General features: G+C 68.1%; 11 protein-coding genes. 3 read left to right on the top strand and 8 right to left on the bottom strand.

The window, feature by feature from the left end; genetic code table 11:
• The first annotated feature begins 1 nt into the window (after position 1).
• Positions 2 to 304, top strand: a complete 303-nt coding sequence (locus G5C50_RS10915; RefSeq protein ID WP_165068916.1) for a hypothetical protein — start codon at positions 2 to 4, stop codon at positions 302 to 304.
• An 11-nt stretch (positions 305 to 315) separates the two neighbouring features.
• Here G5C50_RS10915 and G5C50_RS10910 read toward each other — a convergent pair whose 3' ends face one another.
• The 5 genes from G5C50_RS10910 to G5C50_RS10890 form a co-directional block, all read right to left on the bottom strand.
• Complete coding sequence (locus G5C50_RS10910) at positions 316 to 2,724, bottom strand: tetratricopeptide repeat protein (RefSeq protein ID WP_165068913.1); 2,409 nt, start codon at positions 2,722 to 2,724, stop codon at positions 316 to 318.
• A gap of 476 nt (positions 2,725 to 3,200) precedes the next feature.
• Positions 3,201 to 5,216: an ATP-binding protein gene (locus G5C50_RS10905; protein WP_165068910.1), complete on the bottom strand. Its 2,016-nt coding sequence runs from the start codon at positions 5,214 to 5,216 to the stop codon at positions 3,201 to 3,203.
• A gap of 75 nt (positions 5,217 to 5,291) precedes the next feature.
• The gene (locus G5C50_RS10900) at positions 5,292 to 5,873 is read right to left on the bottom strand and encodes a response regulator (protein WP_165068908.1); all 582 of its coding nucleotides are present in this window, start codon (positions 5,871 to 5,873) and stop codon (positions 5,292 to 5,294) included.
• Between the two features lie 606 nt (positions 5,874 to 6,479).
• Positions 6,480 to 8,336: a tRNA uridine-5-carboxymethylaminomethyl(34) synthesis enzyme MnmG gene (gene mnmG / locus G5C50_RS10895; protein ID WP_165068905.1), complete on the bottom strand. Its 1,857-nt coding sequence runs from the start codon at positions 8,334 to 8,336 to the stop codon at positions 6,480 to 6,482.
• Positions 8,337 to 8,434: 98 nt separating this feature from the next.
• Positions 8,435 to 8,983: a hypothetical protein gene (locus G5C50_RS10890; RefSeq protein ID WP_165068902.1), complete on the bottom strand. Its 549-nt coding sequence runs from the start codon at positions 8,981 to 8,983 to the stop codon at positions 8,435 to 8,437.
• 151 nt (positions 8,984 to 9,134) lie between these two features.
• On the opposite strand from G5C50_RS10890, the gene tpx reads away from it, so the two are divergent.
• Together tpx and G5C50_RS10880 are read left to right on the top strand one after the other, a co-directional pair.
• Positions 9,135 to 9,665, top strand: coding sequence for a thiol peroxidase (gene tpx / locus G5C50_RS10885; protein ID WP_165068900.1), 531 nt, complete (start codon positions 9,135 to 9,137; stop codon positions 9,663 to 9,665).
• A gap of 205 nt (positions 9,666 to 9,870) precedes the next feature.
• Positions 9,871 to 10,617 carry a nucleotide exchange factor GrpE gene (locus tag G5C50_RS10880; protein ID WP_240907053.1) on the top strand — a complete coding sequence of 249 codons (747 nt, stop codon included), beginning with the start codon at positions 9,871 to 9,873 and terminating at the stop codon, positions 10,615 to 10,617.
• On the opposite strand, the gene G5C50_RS10875 is transcribed toward G5C50_RS10880, so the two are convergent.
• The 3 genes from G5C50_RS10875 to G5C50_RS10865 all read right to left on the bottom strand — a co-directional run bounded on the left by G5C50_RS10875 (position 10,596) and on the right by G5C50_RS10865 (position 13,993).
• Positions 10,596 to 11,492 carry a carbonic anhydrase gene (locus G5C50_RS10875; RefSeq protein ID WP_165068897.1) on the bottom strand — a complete coding sequence of 299 codons (897 nt, stop codon included), beginning with the start codon at positions 11,490 to 11,492 and terminating at the stop codon, positions 10,596 to 10,598. The two genes, G5C50_RS10880 and G5C50_RS10875, sit on opposite strands and share 22 nt — an antisense overlap.
• A 661-nt stretch (positions 11,493 to 12,153) precedes the next feature.
• The gene (locus G5C50_RS10870) at positions 12,154 to 12,654 is read right to left on the bottom strand and encodes a Fur family transcriptional regulator (protein ID WP_240907052.1); all 501 of its coding nucleotides are present in this window, start codon (positions 12,652 to 12,654) and stop codon (positions 12,154 to 12,156) included.
• A gap of 277 nt (positions 12,655 to 12,931) precedes the next feature.
• The gene (locus G5C50_RS10865) at positions 12,932 to 13,993 is read right to left on the bottom strand and encodes a hypothetical protein (RefSeq protein ID WP_165068892.1); all 1,062 of its coding nucleotides are present in this window, start codon (positions 13,991 to 13,993) and stop codon (positions 12,932 to 12,934) included.
• Between the last annotated feature and the right edge of the window lie 18 nt (positions 13,994 to 14,011).

The raw sequence follows: 14,011 nt of genomic DNA, 5'->3' as shown, positions 1-14,011 counted from the left end.
CATGCCCGCGTCGCTCGGCCCCTTGATCTTGAAAGCGCTTCACCTCGCGAACGCGGCGGCCCTGGGCGCGGTGCTGGTCGGCGCGCTTGCCGGCTATTATTTCTGGCCGGGCTTGCTCGCCTATCTTTCCATCGGCGTCGCTCTGCTTGGACTCTGGGCGACGTTCCTGCTGTCGAACCTTCTGGGCCGGATTCGGCTGTTGATGTGGCTGATTCCGTACGCGGACCGGCTCAAGGATGGATTCAGTGCACGAAAGGATCAGCCCGAATCTCGTCCCGAGGCTACTCCCCGGAAGCTGGTCTGACCGAGCGGCGGCTACGACGTCTCGTCGTTGAGAGCCGCCTCAGCCTCCGCGCGGAGGTCTTCGAAGACTTCCTGATCGATGAGCGAGTGGATTTCGGCCCATTTCATGGCGTGCTCGTAGTGCCTGCGGGCGGTCGACAGGTCGCCTTTCTGTGTGTGTGCCAGAGTAAGGGCCAGGGCGTCGAGGCCTTCCAGACGGCCGGGAAGACATTCTGCACGTTCGAGCCTGACGACAGCCTCGTCGTACTGACCGGAGCGGAACAGGGCCAGACCGAGTGTCGACTCGTACGCGCCGTTCAGAGGCGAGAATCCCGTCGCCCTACGAGCCAGTTCCACGGCCCGAGACGGATCCCGGAGGCCCGGATGGGACGTCGTGGCCAGGACGTACGCCAGCAAGTTCTGGATACTCGCATTGCGGGCTCCGAGATCCGCCGCCTTGTCGACGGCGGCCTTGGCGACGGCTCGATTTTCGAGGAACCCGACGGCCATCGCCAGGGCCTGGGGGTCGTCGGGCATGTCGCGAATGAGCGACTCAGCGGTTTCCGAGGCTCCCGCCCGGTCGCCAAGAGCCCGCTTGGCCTTGGCCAGCTCGTAGTGCGCTTCCCGAAAGGCCTGGCGCACGGCCAGGTCGGACGGGTTGTCGGCAAGGTTGGATCGCTGAAAGGCCAGGGCCCGCTCGCACAAATCGACGGCCTCCGCGGACTTCCCTTGGAGTCTTCGCAGCTCTCCGAGGCGGACCAGATCCTCGCCGAGGGCCCGCTGGAAGTCGAGGTCGTCGGGACGCTGGTTCGCCAGGCGTCTGTGGAAGTCGGCCGCACGCCGTAGTGCGGACTCAGCTTCCTCAAGCCCGTCGCGGTGGAGCTTGAGGCATTGAGACAGGTTGGTTAGCCCGCAGGCCAGATACGAAAGGCCCTGCATGTTCAGCGAGCGCTGGCCGCTCACAGGTTCATAGGCCGCCAGGCCATTCCGGAGGTAGCCCAGAGCCTCGTCTGTGCGGCCGACGCCCATCAAGCTCCCCCCGATGTCGATCCAGGCGTTCGCCAGCGCCAGGCGACGGTTGACGTTCTCAGGAGCCAGGTCGACGAGCGATCGAGCCGCGTCCGCCTGCATCACACGGTATTCCAGGGCTTTCGCGGATTGATCGACGCTATCGAGCTTCGAGGCCAGCAGGGCGGCGGTGGCGGCGAGGTCGGCGCGAGATTCTTGATCGTCAGGAAAATCGCGAAGCAAGTCCTCGTACAGCTTGATGGAATGGCGCCAGGCCGCTTCCGCGTCGGCTGCCCGGCCGAGTCGGTCATGCAGCACGCCCAGGTTGTGCCAGGCTGCGGCGGAACGTCGGCGGTAGAGAAGGACGTCGGGATGCTCCTCGGCCAGTTCGTCGTGCATCGCGACCGATCGGCGCAACACGGGGTCGGCGTCGCGAGGCCGCTTTGCCTTGCTCAGGGCGACGGCGAGGTCGCCCAGAGCCGCCGCGTGCCTGGCGCGGTAGTCGATGCGGCTCGGGGCGTCGATCTGAAGATCCTTCAGGATGCCTATCGTCTGACGCAGAGCGGCTTCCGCGTCGTCACACTCGCCCCGCACACCGGCGCGGGCTCCCTCGCGGCTGAGAAGCCGGGCCAGCAGCTCTCGATGTCTGGGGGCGGTCGGATTCGAGGCCGCGAGGGATCTTGCGAGGCTGAGCGCTCGCTGGTGGGTCGTTTCGGCCTCATCGTTTCGCGCCAGGTCTTCCTGCCGCTGGCTCAGATCGTTCAGGCATTCGATCAGCACGCCGAGGTAGAGCGGCTCGCCGGGATTTTCTGCGACGAGGGAGTCGGCCAGATCGGCGGCCTCGCGATCGAGCTGTTCCGCCGCGGTTTTGAGCCGCAGGGTGCTCAGAACGGCTCCGCGCGCCCGAAGGCTTTCAGCCAGGGCGAGGCGGTCGGCGGGGTGGTGGGGGGGAAAGTCGGCAAGCTGTCGTCGAATCGCCACGGCCTGCTCGAAGGGTCCTTCGGCGTCGCCGGGGCGGCCGAGCGCCATGCGGATCTGGCCGACCCGGTGAATGGCCGTCGCCGTGGCGCGGCGGACGTCGGGGGCGTCGCCCTGAGCCTCCGCGAACCGTTCGTAGCGAGGCAGGGCTTTTGTCAGGCATTGACGCTGAAGACTGGTCAACCCGTCGGCGTTCGCCAACCACCATTCTCCCAGGTCGGCGTACAGTTCGTCGAGTTCCTCAAGGGCGACGGCCAGTTGCTCCTGGGCGAACCGGCGCTGGGCGACTTCGCTCTCAAGCGCGTCGAGGGCTCGTCGCTCTGCCTTTGCGGCCCGCCAGGTCAGTGCGAGGCCCGCCGAGGCGGTCCCGGCCAGAGCGAGCGCGACGAGCAGGATGGAACCGTGGCGGGCGTGGACTCGGTGGAAAAGGGTCGGTTGGTCGTGTTCCACGTTCATCGATCGGGCCTCCTGACGTTTCAGCCCCATCACGTGAGCGCGACTCCCTCGACGTCGATCGAGGGGGGAACTCGTCGGCGAATTCATCGTTCGCAAGACAATGCGAGAAAGGAGACGAGTTAGCCCAGTAAACTGGAAAAAAGTTCGAAAGTGACACAAATTTGATTGTAAAGTGTGGGGAAGAGGTCGGTCTTGGCGATATCCCTAAAACGAGGGAGTCTACGACGCGGTTCTCGACCATCGCGCATGCATATGAGTGTTCGCCGGTCGATCCGCCGGCTCGTCGGCGCGTGTCAAGACCAGGCGACGACCTGGCACCGGCGTTTGAAATCGAGCGACTGGCGGGGGGCCGACGGCGCCGTCGTGGAGTTGACGGCGCGCTGGATTCGGAGGCGGGAGCCTCCATCCAGGTCCCCTGAGCGATTACGACCTCCGCAGGTCGCGAGTCGTCTGTTTTGACGATCTCGGGCGGTCGATCAAGCTCCGCGTGCGGCGGGCTCTTCGGGGGGGCGTTCCCAGGGGATGCGGACGTGGAAGATCGAGCCCTGGCCGGGGGCGGGGTCCCATGTCAGAGAGCCGCCGGCGCGCTCGACGATCCGGGCGGCCCGGGCGAGGCCCAGGCCCAGCCCGCGGCCGGCCTGCCGACCGCAGAAGAAGGGGTCGAAGAGGTGGGGGGCTTCGGTCGGGGCGATCCCCTTGCCGGTGTCGGCCACCTGGATGCGAAGCTCGCGGCCCTGCCGCCCCGCGCGGAGGCGGATCGTCCCGCCGCCGTTGCCGGAGGAGGCCTGGAGTGCGTTGCGGATCAGGACGTCGGCGACGTGTCGCAGGCCGTCAGGGTCGGTCCACGCCTGTTGCTCGGGCTCGTCGAATTCGCCGACCAGACGGAGGCCGCGGGATTCGCACTCGGCCTGGAAGTCGGCCAGGCAGGCGCGCAGGACGTCGGCCGGTCGACAGAGCCGGGGGCGGGAGGTGCCAGGACGGGCGATGAACATGAGGTCGCGGAGGATCCGGTGCGTCCGCTGCGCCTGGCTGAGGATGATTCCCAGCGACCGCTTCGTCTCCGGGTCCTCGGCCTTGGCCTGAAGGAGTTGGGCCCGGCCGACGATGACGGCCAGCGGGTTGTTCAACTCATGTCCCGCGCCGGCGGCGAATTCGGCGAGGGCGTCAAGCTTGGCGGTCTGAAGCCGAGCCCGGGCCGATCGCGAAGCCTCGCGAGAGCCCTCCACCGCGGCGCGCAGGCGACGATCTTGCAAGGCCCGGCCGGCGACATGGGCCGACCACGACTTCCAGGCTTCGATCACTCGCGTGGGGCCAAGTCGGTCGTGGAGAGCCTGCACGTCGGCGTCGAGCCAGAGCTGGATTTCGCCGATGGATTCGCCCGCCGATTCCAGGGGGATCGTCCAGGAGGCACCCCGGCGCGACGGGTTCTCGGACTCGGGCTCGTCGTCGAGACCTGGAGCCGCCGCGCCCATGCGGGGCTCGCGCCAAACGACGCGGGCGGCGTTGACCTCGGGTTCGCCGCACCAGGCTCGGCCGGCGCGGACGGCCCAGTTCTCCGGGGTTTCGTCGGGGACGGAGTCGGCGACAGCGTCGATGAGCCGCTGCCGGCTGGCGGCGGTGCGCGTCATCTCGGCGAGCCGGATTCGGAGCCGGGCGGCGTCGCGGACGGCCCGCTCCTCGAAGGGAGAGGCGTCGGCGGCCGTAAACGGAGCCCCGGTGCGAGCCTGGACTTCGGCCACGAGGATCCTCAGGCGGGGGTCGGCCGGCATGGCCGGCGTGCGGCCGTCGGGCGGGTCCAGCGCCCAGGGGGTGGCCTCGGCGCGGCGGATGGCCTCGCGGACGAGGGCTAACCGGGCTGGCTCGCGGGCAGCGGCCAGCAGGTCGGCGTCGTCCTCGCCGTAAAGCCATGCGGCGTCGACGATCAAGGGGTCGCAGCCCCAGCGCTCCGCCAGGCATCGGCCGACTTCGCGGAGGTCGAGGCCCAACTCGGCGATCTCGCGGCGGCGGCGGGCTTCGCGATCGGGTTCGGCCAGCCAGAGGGCCAGGCGTTCAGGATCGACGGCCGCCAGGGCCCAGCGACCCAGGCCGTGCAGCATCCCCGCGCGGATCAGACCGTCGGGATCGCGGTCGTCGTGTTCTTTCGCTAGCGACCGACACGCCGAGGCCGTCGCGACGGCGTGACGCCAGAGCTTCTGGATCGCCTCGGCCGCGGGGCCCGAGGCTGTCGCTGAAGGCCACCAGGGGGCGTTCGCCAGAACCTGGAGCGCGCCTGGGGAACCGGGCGTCGCCTCGGCGGCGAGCCAGCCCGGGTCGAGGTCGGGGAGCGTCCGGGGGACGACCGGGCCCGACTCGTCGTCCTCGGCTTCGACCGCGTCGGCGAAGACCGCGGCGACGACGCGCGCGGAATGAGGACGGACCGGCAGCCGCGCCAGCCCGTACAGGCGGCCGAGCAGCGGCTCTCCCGGTGTTGTTCGTCCCGACTGGAACCGCACGACGATCGGGCTCCTTCCCGACCCCCTTCCGCCCGTCGGCCCCCCGGATCGGGCGGCGCGTCGGGCGCTTCGCACTCAGGCGTTAGGGCTGGTCTCCATATCTAACAGTCGGCAGATCTTGGCGATCAGTTCATCGATATCGAGCGGCTTGTGGAGGAAATCGTCCGCGCCGGAGGTCTTCAGCTCGGCGATCTTGTCTTCCTCAACCATGCCCGAGATGCAGATGATCTTGATGTCCGAGATGCTGGGATCCCGGCGGATCAGCTCGCAGACGGCCTGGCCGTTGATGTCCGGCAACATGACGTCGAGGATGATGAGGTCCGGGTGGTATTCCTTGGCGAGCATCCCCGCCCCGAACCCGTTGTTCACCGCCTTGTGCTCGAACCGGCCGTCGGCCGTCAGCACTTCGGCGATCAGGTCCACCACCGCCTGATCGTCGTCGACGATCAGGATCCGCCGCCGCCCGCTCTCCAGAGCGTCGGTGGGGATCCCGTTGTCCTTCATAAACCGGTACAGCGCCTCCCGCGGAATCCGCCGGAATCGCGAGCCGGGTACCCGGAACCCCTTCAATTGGCCCGAGTCGAAACAGCGGATGATGGTCTGCTGACTGACCTTGCAGATCTTCGCAGCCTCGCCCGTCGTGTAAACGGTCTTCATGGTTGGTTGAGTCCCGATGATCCCTCGGGGTCGTTTTCAAGCTCGCACTGCCGCCCCTCCGGCGACCTTCCTGCGAACCCGATACCGCCCCGTTCGGCCTCCCTGCGACACGTCCCTGTCACGATCTCGATCGCGATCCTGCCGACTCCCACGCCGAGGCTTTTGACCTCCGTGAAAAGCCTAAGCGTTAAAACCTGCGAAGACTATAAAAATTACCGAAATTGCCAATTCGACCAATTGTAAAAAGTCGTGAGTCTTTGTCAATCAGGGGAGGCTGAGGAGAGGGCTCGTGTTGACGAGAGCCAACCTGGACGACGCGCCGTGGACCCGCGAAGGCCGACGGCACGGACTGTCGCTGATCGGATGACCACATTGGTGCGGTCTCGCCATCGGCGTCAGCCTCTTCCTGAAGACTGCAAGGAACCATCTCCCCAGCTTTCCAGGACTTCGTTCTGGAAGGACTGGTAAGGGGAGACGTCCTGCACAGCAAATACCGAATGCGCGATTCTGTCAATCTCGGTTGTCGGACGCGGCGGGGGATGGGAGGCTACGGCGATGATTTACGGCGATAGACGGGGGAGAGGAGTTTCCGGGCTCGGGGCAATTTCAGCGGGCCGACCCGTCGGCGGTGGACGCGGGGCGGCGGCGGAGATGGACGAGCAGGGTGGCGAGGTCGGCCGGGCTGATCCCGCTGATTCGGCCCGCCTGGCCGAGTGAGCGGGGGCGGACCCTTGCGAGCTTTTCGCGGGCCTCGGCGCGAAGCTGGGGAATCGCGGCGTAGTCGAAGTCGGCGGGGATCGCCTTGTCTTCCAGGCGGCGGAACCGCTCGATCTGCTCGACCTGGCGGCCGACGTAGCCCTCGTATTTCGCCTCGATGGTCACCTGGGCGACGACGTCGGCCGGGATCCCGGCCGAGGCGAGGTCCGGGTCCAGGGCCGCGAGGTCGGCCCAGGTCGTGTCGTGGCGGCGGAGCGTCTGGAATAGGGCGACGCCCCCCTTGCGGGTGGTCGTCAGCCGTTCGCGGAGGCCGGCGATGGCGTCGCGGCGGGTTTCGAAGCGAGCCCAGCGGGCGTCGTCGACCAGTCCGACGGCCCGACCCCGCTCGGTGAGGCGGAGGTCGGCGTTGTCGTGGCGGAGGAGCAGCCGATACTCGGCGCGGCTGGTGAACATCCGGTAGGGCTCATCGACCCCGCGGGTCACCAGATCGTCGATCAGGACGCCGATGTACGACGTCGATCGGTCGAGCGTGAACGGCTCGGCGTCGGCCGCCGAGAGCGCCGCGTTGGCCCCGGCGACAAGTCCCTGAGCGGCGGCTTCCTCGTAGCCGGTCGTGCCGTTGAGCTGGCCGGCGAAGAAGAGGCCGGGGACGGCCTTGGTTTCCAGGGTTGGGCTAAGCTGTTCGGGGGGGGCGAAGTCGTACTCGACGGCGTACCCGTAGCGCATGATCTCGGCGTGTTCCAGGCCGGGGATCAGGGGGATGATCTCCTCCTGGACGTCGCGGGGGAGGCTGGTGGAGATGCCGTTGCAGTAGTATTCGCGGGTGTTGCGGCCCTCGGGTTCCAGGAAGATCTGGTGCGACTCGCGGTCGGCGAACCGCACCACCTTGTCCTCGATCGACGGGCAGTATCGCGGGCCGGTCGACTGGATCCGTCCCGAGTACATCGGCGCGCGGTGCAGGTTGGCGCGGATGATCTCGTGGACGGCCTGCGACGTGGCCGTGATGTGGCAGGGGACCTGGACCTGTTCGATCCGGTCGGTGAGGAACGAGAAGGCGACGGGTTCGGCGTCGCCCGGTTGCGGGTCCAGGCGGTCGAAGTCGATCGTCCGACCGTTGAGCCGCGGCGGCGTCCCCGTCTTGAACCGGCGCAGCTCGAAGCCGAGGCCGCGGAGACTGCCGGATAGCCCCTCGGCCGAGGCGTCGCCGCCGCGACCTCCCGGAGTGCGAACCTCGCCGGTGTGCATCAGGGCCTGAAGGAAGGTGCCGGTGGTCAGAACGACCGAACGCGCCTTATAGAGGACGTCCCCTCGGCAGCGGACGCCGGCGACGCGGCCCCCTTCGACCTCGACGGCCTCGATCATCTCCTGGCGGAGCGTGAGGTTGGGCTGGTTCTCGACGGTCAGTTTGGCGAGAGCCTGATAGGCCTTCTTGTCGCACTGGGCGCGGGGGCTGTGCATGGCCGGCCCCTTGCCGCGGTTGAGGAGCCGGAACTGGATGGCCGAGGCGTCGGTGAGAACCCCCATCGCGCCGCCGAGGGCGTCGACCTCGCGGACGATCTGCCCCTTGGCGACGCCGCCGATGGCCGGGTTGCAGCTCATCTGCCCAACGGCGTCGACGTTCATGGTCAAGAGGGCCGTGCGCCGTCCCAGCCGCGCGGCGGCCAGCGCCGCTTCGACCCCGGCGTGCCCGGCGCCCACCACCACGACGTCGAACTGATACGGATCCCGGCTGGCGGACGCGGACATGGAGGGCGACTCTCGGGTGCGGGCTCGGCTTCGCAGAAGATGAACGAATTCATCTTAGCCAAGTGATCTTCCCGGACTCCAGCCCGCCCGCGACGCGGCTACTTCTTCCAGACGCCCGCGTACTTCTTGCGGTACTTCAGGTCGGGTTCGGATTCGATGAGTGCGAGGGCCTGCTCGCGGATCGTCTCGTCTCGGGAATGGTCGTAAAGTTTGCGGAGCCCCTGGGAGATGTCGAAGCGGATCAGGGTGCCGTTCTTCTCCTCCGCGGCCTCGGCGAAGCGGTGGGCGAGGCCGGCGACGACCATTTCCCGGCGGTCCTCGCCGGCCAGGCCGATCTTCCAGAGCGAGAGGAGACAGTGCCGCGCGGTGACGAAGCGTTCGTCCTTCGTGACGGCGAGCAGGGGATCGAAGGCGTCGCGGATCCGGGCCTCGGGGTCGCTGACGGCCAGGTTGCAGAGCAGTTGCGAGGCGATCGAACGGACGTGGTTGTCCTTGTGGGACAGGCCCTTGAGCAGGTCGTCCCATGCCTCGTAGGCCCAGTCGACCGGGCTCTCGGTTTCCTTCATGAGGGACTGATAGGCGTCTCCCTGGATCGTGCGGTCGCTCGAGAAGATCTCCTCCAGGCATCGGCCGACATTCTCGTTCATCGGTCGCCTCCGTGTTTATGCGGCTCGGGATCCTTCGCGGCCGGCCGCGGCTTGCGGGGGCGCGCCGCGGAAGGCTACCTTAAAGGTCGACCAGAGCTTGTCGGCTTCCTGAGAGTCGACCTCATTATCGAGAAAGTGCGAGAATCCAGCCATGGCCGAGACGCGCAAGGGCGAGGTGACGTTCAAGGGGAACCCGATCGAGCTGGTCGGCCCGAAGCTTAAGGCCGGCGACGCGGCCCCCGACTTCAAGGCCGTCGGCGCGGGGCTGGCGTTCGTTTCGCTGGCCGAGACCGCCGGCAAGCCCCGGCTGTTCAACGTGGTCCCCTCGCTGGACACCCCGGTCTGCAACAAGCAGACGAAGCACTTCGCCGAGGTGCTTCAGGAGCTGGGCGACAAGGTGGCCGCTTACACGGTGAGCACCGACCTGCCGTTCGCCCAGGCCCGGTTCTGCACCGAGGCCGCCATCGAGAACATCAAGAACCTCTCCGACGCCCACGACCACAGCTTCGGCGAGCACTACGGCGTCCTCATCCAGGGCCTCCCCGTCCCGCTGCTGGCCCGCGCCGTCTTCGTCGTCGACGCCTCGAACAAGATCACCTACGTCGAGATCGTCCCCGAGATCGCCCAGGAGCCCGACTACGAGCCGGCTCTGAAGGCTCTTAAGGCCGCCGCCGGCGTCTGATCGCGGGCGCGCTTTCCGGCGGCTGAGACGATCTGTCTCGATAGCCGTCGTCGCCTCGAGTCCGGGTGGTTGAACCGCCGGATGAGGGTGACGCAATCAACAGCCGGCGTGAATGGTCCCCTCTCCCGGCGGGAGAGGGGACTTCTGCTACGGCTCAATATCTATCTCGCCTCGCGTCGCTGCTCGTTCCTGAAGGAGCCCGCCCGTGTCGCCCGACGTCGAGGATCGCGACGAGATTGCACCCGTCCCCGAGGCCCCGGCCGAGACCGGCTCCGAACCTCCCATCGCCGAGGACGAGGCCGTCGAACTGACGCTCGACGCCGCGCCGGTCGTCTCTCAGATCGAACCCGAGAGCTTCGAGCCCGAACCCGAGGGCGTCGTCCAGCCCGAGCCTGAGCCCACTCCCGGGCCCCCCGTCGAGCCCGAGGCTCCGCCGTTGGCCGCGTTCGCGGGCGAGATCCGCGAGGCGGTCGCGAAGCTGGGCGAGGACCTGGGGAAGAAGCTGGCGGGGCTCCAGGGCCAGTTCGACCGCGAGGTCCGCGCCGAGGCCAACCGCGAGCGGATCGTCGATCGGCTCCATGCGGAGCTTCAGGAGTACAAGCAGGACCTGTTGATGAAGATGCAGCGGCCGATCTTCGTCGATTTGATCCAGCTTCACGACGACGTCGGCAAGATGGCGGCGGCGCTCGCGCCCGAGGCCCACGATTTCCGGGGCACGCTGGAGTCGATCCAGACCGCCCTGGAGGATGTGATGTTCCGCCAGGGCGTCGAGCCCTTCCGTGCCGAAGGAGACGTGTTCGACCCCCGCCGCCAACGCGCGGTGACGACCGTCTCGACCCCCGACCCGGGCCTGGCCAAGACGATCGCCGCGCGGATTCGGCCCGGCTTCCAGGCCGGCGAAAAGGTCGTCCGGCCCGAAGTGGTTTCGGTTTACACCTTCAAGGCGGATTGAGTCTCGGGGCCGAGCATCCCCTTGGCCACGACCGCCTTGGCGATCTCGTCGCCCAGGTTTTCGAGGTCGGCCGGCTTCCCGGTCACCTCGCCGAAGGTGGCGGCTTCGTCGCGACTGCCGGGAAGCGCGCGGACCCCCAGGTCGGACAGGTCGAAGACGCTGAAGACGATCCGGATTCGGGACTCGTCGTCGAACAGCTTGACCTCGCGATGGACGTCGAACGCGGTGAGCGCGGCGTTGAGGTAGATGGAAGCCTCGATCAGGGCGTCCCGATAGCCGGGGTGGTTCCTGGCGGCGCTTCCGCACACCCGAGAGATCGCCTTGTCGGCCCCTCGCACGGCGATCTGCACGCGGTCGACGATCGACCGGAGCGCGTGGGTGAGCCCCAGCGCCGGGTAGTCGTGAGGGGCGAGGTACAGGTCGACGGCCGCCGAGACCGCGCCGCACGTCGTATGGCCGAGCACGAGGATGACCGACAGCGACGAGCCCAGGTTGCGGACGGCGTAGTCGATGCTCCCCAGGCACTCCGTCCCCAGAACGTTCCCCGCGACCCGGATCACGAAGAGGTCGTTGGAGGACTGGTCGAAGATGTGCTCGATCGGGGCGCGGGCGTCGGAGCAGCCCAGGACCAGGGCGTAGGGCGTGTGCGGCTGGCCGCCGACGGCGCGCGCAATCCGCATCCGGACCGGCTCCGCCTCGACCACGACCGACTGCGCGTTCCCGTTCCGACCTTCCTCGATCCCATGCTGGATGAGGTCGATGTAGCTGCGGAAGCGATCGTTCCCCTCGCGGAGCGTCCTGATCGCGCCCTTGGCGTCCGCCGCCGGCCTCGGCTTGGGATCGGCGTATGGGTCGTACCGGTAGATGACGTCCATTCTCTGATCCTTTCCATCGAACGGCCCGCCCCGGCGGGCCCTGGATTCAACCTTCGAATGCCAATCTAACCAGTCGTGCGCTCGAATGCGAGTCGAAGTGAAACAAATGATCTTGTCTTCATGAAAAGATCTGTGAATTATGTGCGAGAGGGCCTGCGTCCCGACGGCCGAGGCGAGATCGAGCGCGGGAAAGCCGCCGCCGGCGCAAGGCCAGGCCGCAAATCAGCCTGCCGGACTCCTACGGGCGGAGGTGCGTCGTCGACGCTTTCGACTTCGACCTCGGCCGCATCGATCCGAGCGTCGCGGGCGACGACGGAGAACGGCGCTGATTTCGGTCGTAGTACGAGCCGGGCGGCGAAAGGGTTCGTGGTTAAGCGATCCTTAATCGTCAGCCCTTCAGGCGCAGTGTCGACCCATATGTGGAAACCGTCGCTGGATTAAAGTCGGGGTGCCCCGACTTCCAGGACTCGTGTAGGCCGGGGCACGACCTGAAGCGGCTCGTTCGTCGAAACGCCTTCACGCCTTGGTCGGCGGCGATCGCCTGTGCGACCCCCGGGGGCAGGGCGTTGCGGACCGGGTCGAGGAGTTGATCCGGAACGATGCGTACCCCGGGCGGCGGCATCGGTTCGCCGCCTTTGGGATCGCGGCCGGCCGCCTTCGGTCAGATCAGGTCCAGCCGTCGTCGGGGGCTGTGGGAGCGGTCGCAACTGGAGCAGACGCCTTCGATGAGGAAGCGGTGGCCGGTGGCGCGGAAGCCGTGGGCGCGGCTGACCTCGGCGCGGAGCTTGAGGAGTTCCTCGTTGCGGAACTCGACCACTCGGTTGCAGACGGTGCAGTGCAGGTGGTCGTGGGCCGGGTAGCCGTAGTCGTGCTCGTAGGCCGAGCGGTTCGTGAGCCGCAGCTCGCGCAGAAGTCCGGCCTCGACGAGCAGGCGGAGGGTCCGATAGACGGTCGATCGGCTGATGGCGTGGCCGGCGTCGTGCAGGTCGCGGACCAGCTCGTCGGCGTCGAAGTGCTTGTGGCTGCTGAAGATGTGACGGACCAGTTTGCGCCGGGGATCGGTCAGCTTCTCACCGCGGATTTCCAGAAATTCCCGGAACTTGTCCTCGGGAGATTCCGGCACCTCAAGGGGAGCCAGGTCGTCGGTCTGAGTCTTCGCCACGGCCGCATCCTTCCACCCAGGCCGCGAGCTTGCGAGAGACGTTCGCAGCCGCTGCCGATCAAGAATCATTATCCATTGTATGCGACGGACGGGTGGATTGCCAGATCGCGGCGGGCTCGACGAGCTGCGATGCCGTCTTTGGAAGAGTGATCCTCGGGTACCATGGCCACGCACGCGTGGCCATGGACCGGTGTGGGAAAGTGGCTGCACGATCGACGCCGATCGCATGCCCACGCTCGCGTGGGCATGGCGGCTATCACGATTGAGTGGGCCAACCTCAGTGCGGGTCGACCGGGGTCAGGGGGATAACCGGGCCGGTCGCGCCGTCAAGGGGGGGCAGAACGCGGCCCGTCGACGGCCGGGCCGTCCGCACCGGGCCTCCCCCGAAGGCCGACGCGGCTTGCGGCGGCATGGCGGCCGGGGCCGAGACGATCGGGGCCGGGGCCGAGACGATCGGGGCGGCCGTCGTCGCAGTCGGCGTCGGGGTAAGGTTCAGCGGGGGCGAGGAGGGCGCGGGGCCGGTCGGCGAAGCGGCGACCGTCGCGGCGGCGGGCTGGCCGCTGAGGCGGGCTTGCAGGCTCTCGATCAGGGCGTGGAGCTGCCGAACGGAGGCGTCGCAGCCCTGGGGATTGCCCGAGTACGAGAACGGCTGAGCCGTCAGGCGGCCCAGCCGGCGCTCGAAAACGACGACGTGGACCTCCTCGATGTAGTCGCCCGACGGAGCCCCGCAGTGGCCCCGGTTGCGCGAGAGCTCGCCCGACCCCACCAGCTCGGCGAGCGGCCGGATGTCGGTCGGCGAGAGCCGGTGGACGCCCTCGGAGTCGATCACGGTGCCGTCGGCGAAGATCTGGAGGAACATGCCGAACTGGGCGCCGTCGTTGGAGCGGCCCAGGGCCATGCGGGTCAGCAGCGGGTCGGCCTCGGTCGCCGCGCTGCTGACGCGGGAACGGGGCGTGATCGGGGGGGCCGAGCCCGTGTCGGCGACCTCGGGGGTCGATGGGCCGGGGCCGGAGAGCGGGCCGGCGGCGGTTGCAGCCGGCGCGGGGGTCGCGGGGCCTCGCGAAGCCGTCGCGGGGGGGATGAACTGGTCGCCTCCCGCGTCATGGTCGTGATCGTGGTTGGCGTTGCGGCCGGCCGCGGCGGGCTTGTCGCCGCCGTAGGGGAGCGAGCCGTTGGGCCTGGCCTTCGCCGCGTTCGACCCGTTGTTGCTGCCCATCCGGAAGAGCCGGCCGAAGAGGCCCGGGTTGTCGTCGGCCTTCGCGAGCTGGGGCGCAGCCAGGGCCGAGGCCGCGACCAGGGCCGCCGCCGAGAGACGATTGCGGAGACGATGCGCGTGCACTGCCGACCTCCTGTCGGT

Origin of the sequence: Paludisphaera rhizosphaerae, assembly GCF_011065895.1 — a bacterium.
Classification (GTDB): Bacteria; Planctomycetota; Planctomycetia; order Isosphaerales; family Isosphaeraceae; genus Paludisphaera; species Paludisphaera rhizosphaerae.
The sequence above is the reverse complement of the archived record's forward strand: the minus strand, read 5'-3'. Positions and strand labels throughout refer to the sequence as shown.

What these genes read in the sequence shown, in the direction of transcription:
- G5C50_RS10915 (WP_165068916.1), top strand. Translation starts at nt 2, where the DNA reads ATGCCCGCGTCGCTCGGCCCCTTGATCTTGAAAGCGCTTCACCTCGCG.
- G5C50_RS10910 (WP_165068913.1), bottom strand. Translation starts at nt 2,724, where the DNA reads ATGAACGTGGAACACGACCAACCGACCCTTTTCCACCGAGTCCACGCC.
- G5C50_RS10900 (WP_165068908.1), bottom strand. Translation starts at nt 5,873, where the DNA reads ATGAAGACCGTTTACACGACGGGCGAGGCTGCGAAGATCTGCAAGGTC.
- mnmG (WP_165068905.1), bottom strand. Translation starts at nt 8,336, where the DNA reads ATGTCCGCGTCCGCCAGCCGGGATCCGTATCAGTTCGACGTCGTGGTG.
- G5C50_RS10890 (WP_165068902.1), bottom strand. Translation starts at nt 8,983, where the DNA reads ATGAACGAGAATGTCGGCCGATGCCTGGAGGAGATCTTCTCGAGCGAC.
- tpx (WP_165068900.1), top strand. Translation starts at nt 9,135, where the DNA reads ATGGCCGAGACGCGCAAGGGCGAGGTGACGTTCAAGGGGAACCCGATC.
- G5C50_RS10875 (WP_165068897.1), bottom strand. Translation starts at nt 11,492, where the DNA reads ATGGACGTCATCTACCGGTACGACCCATACGCCGATCCCAAGCCGAGG.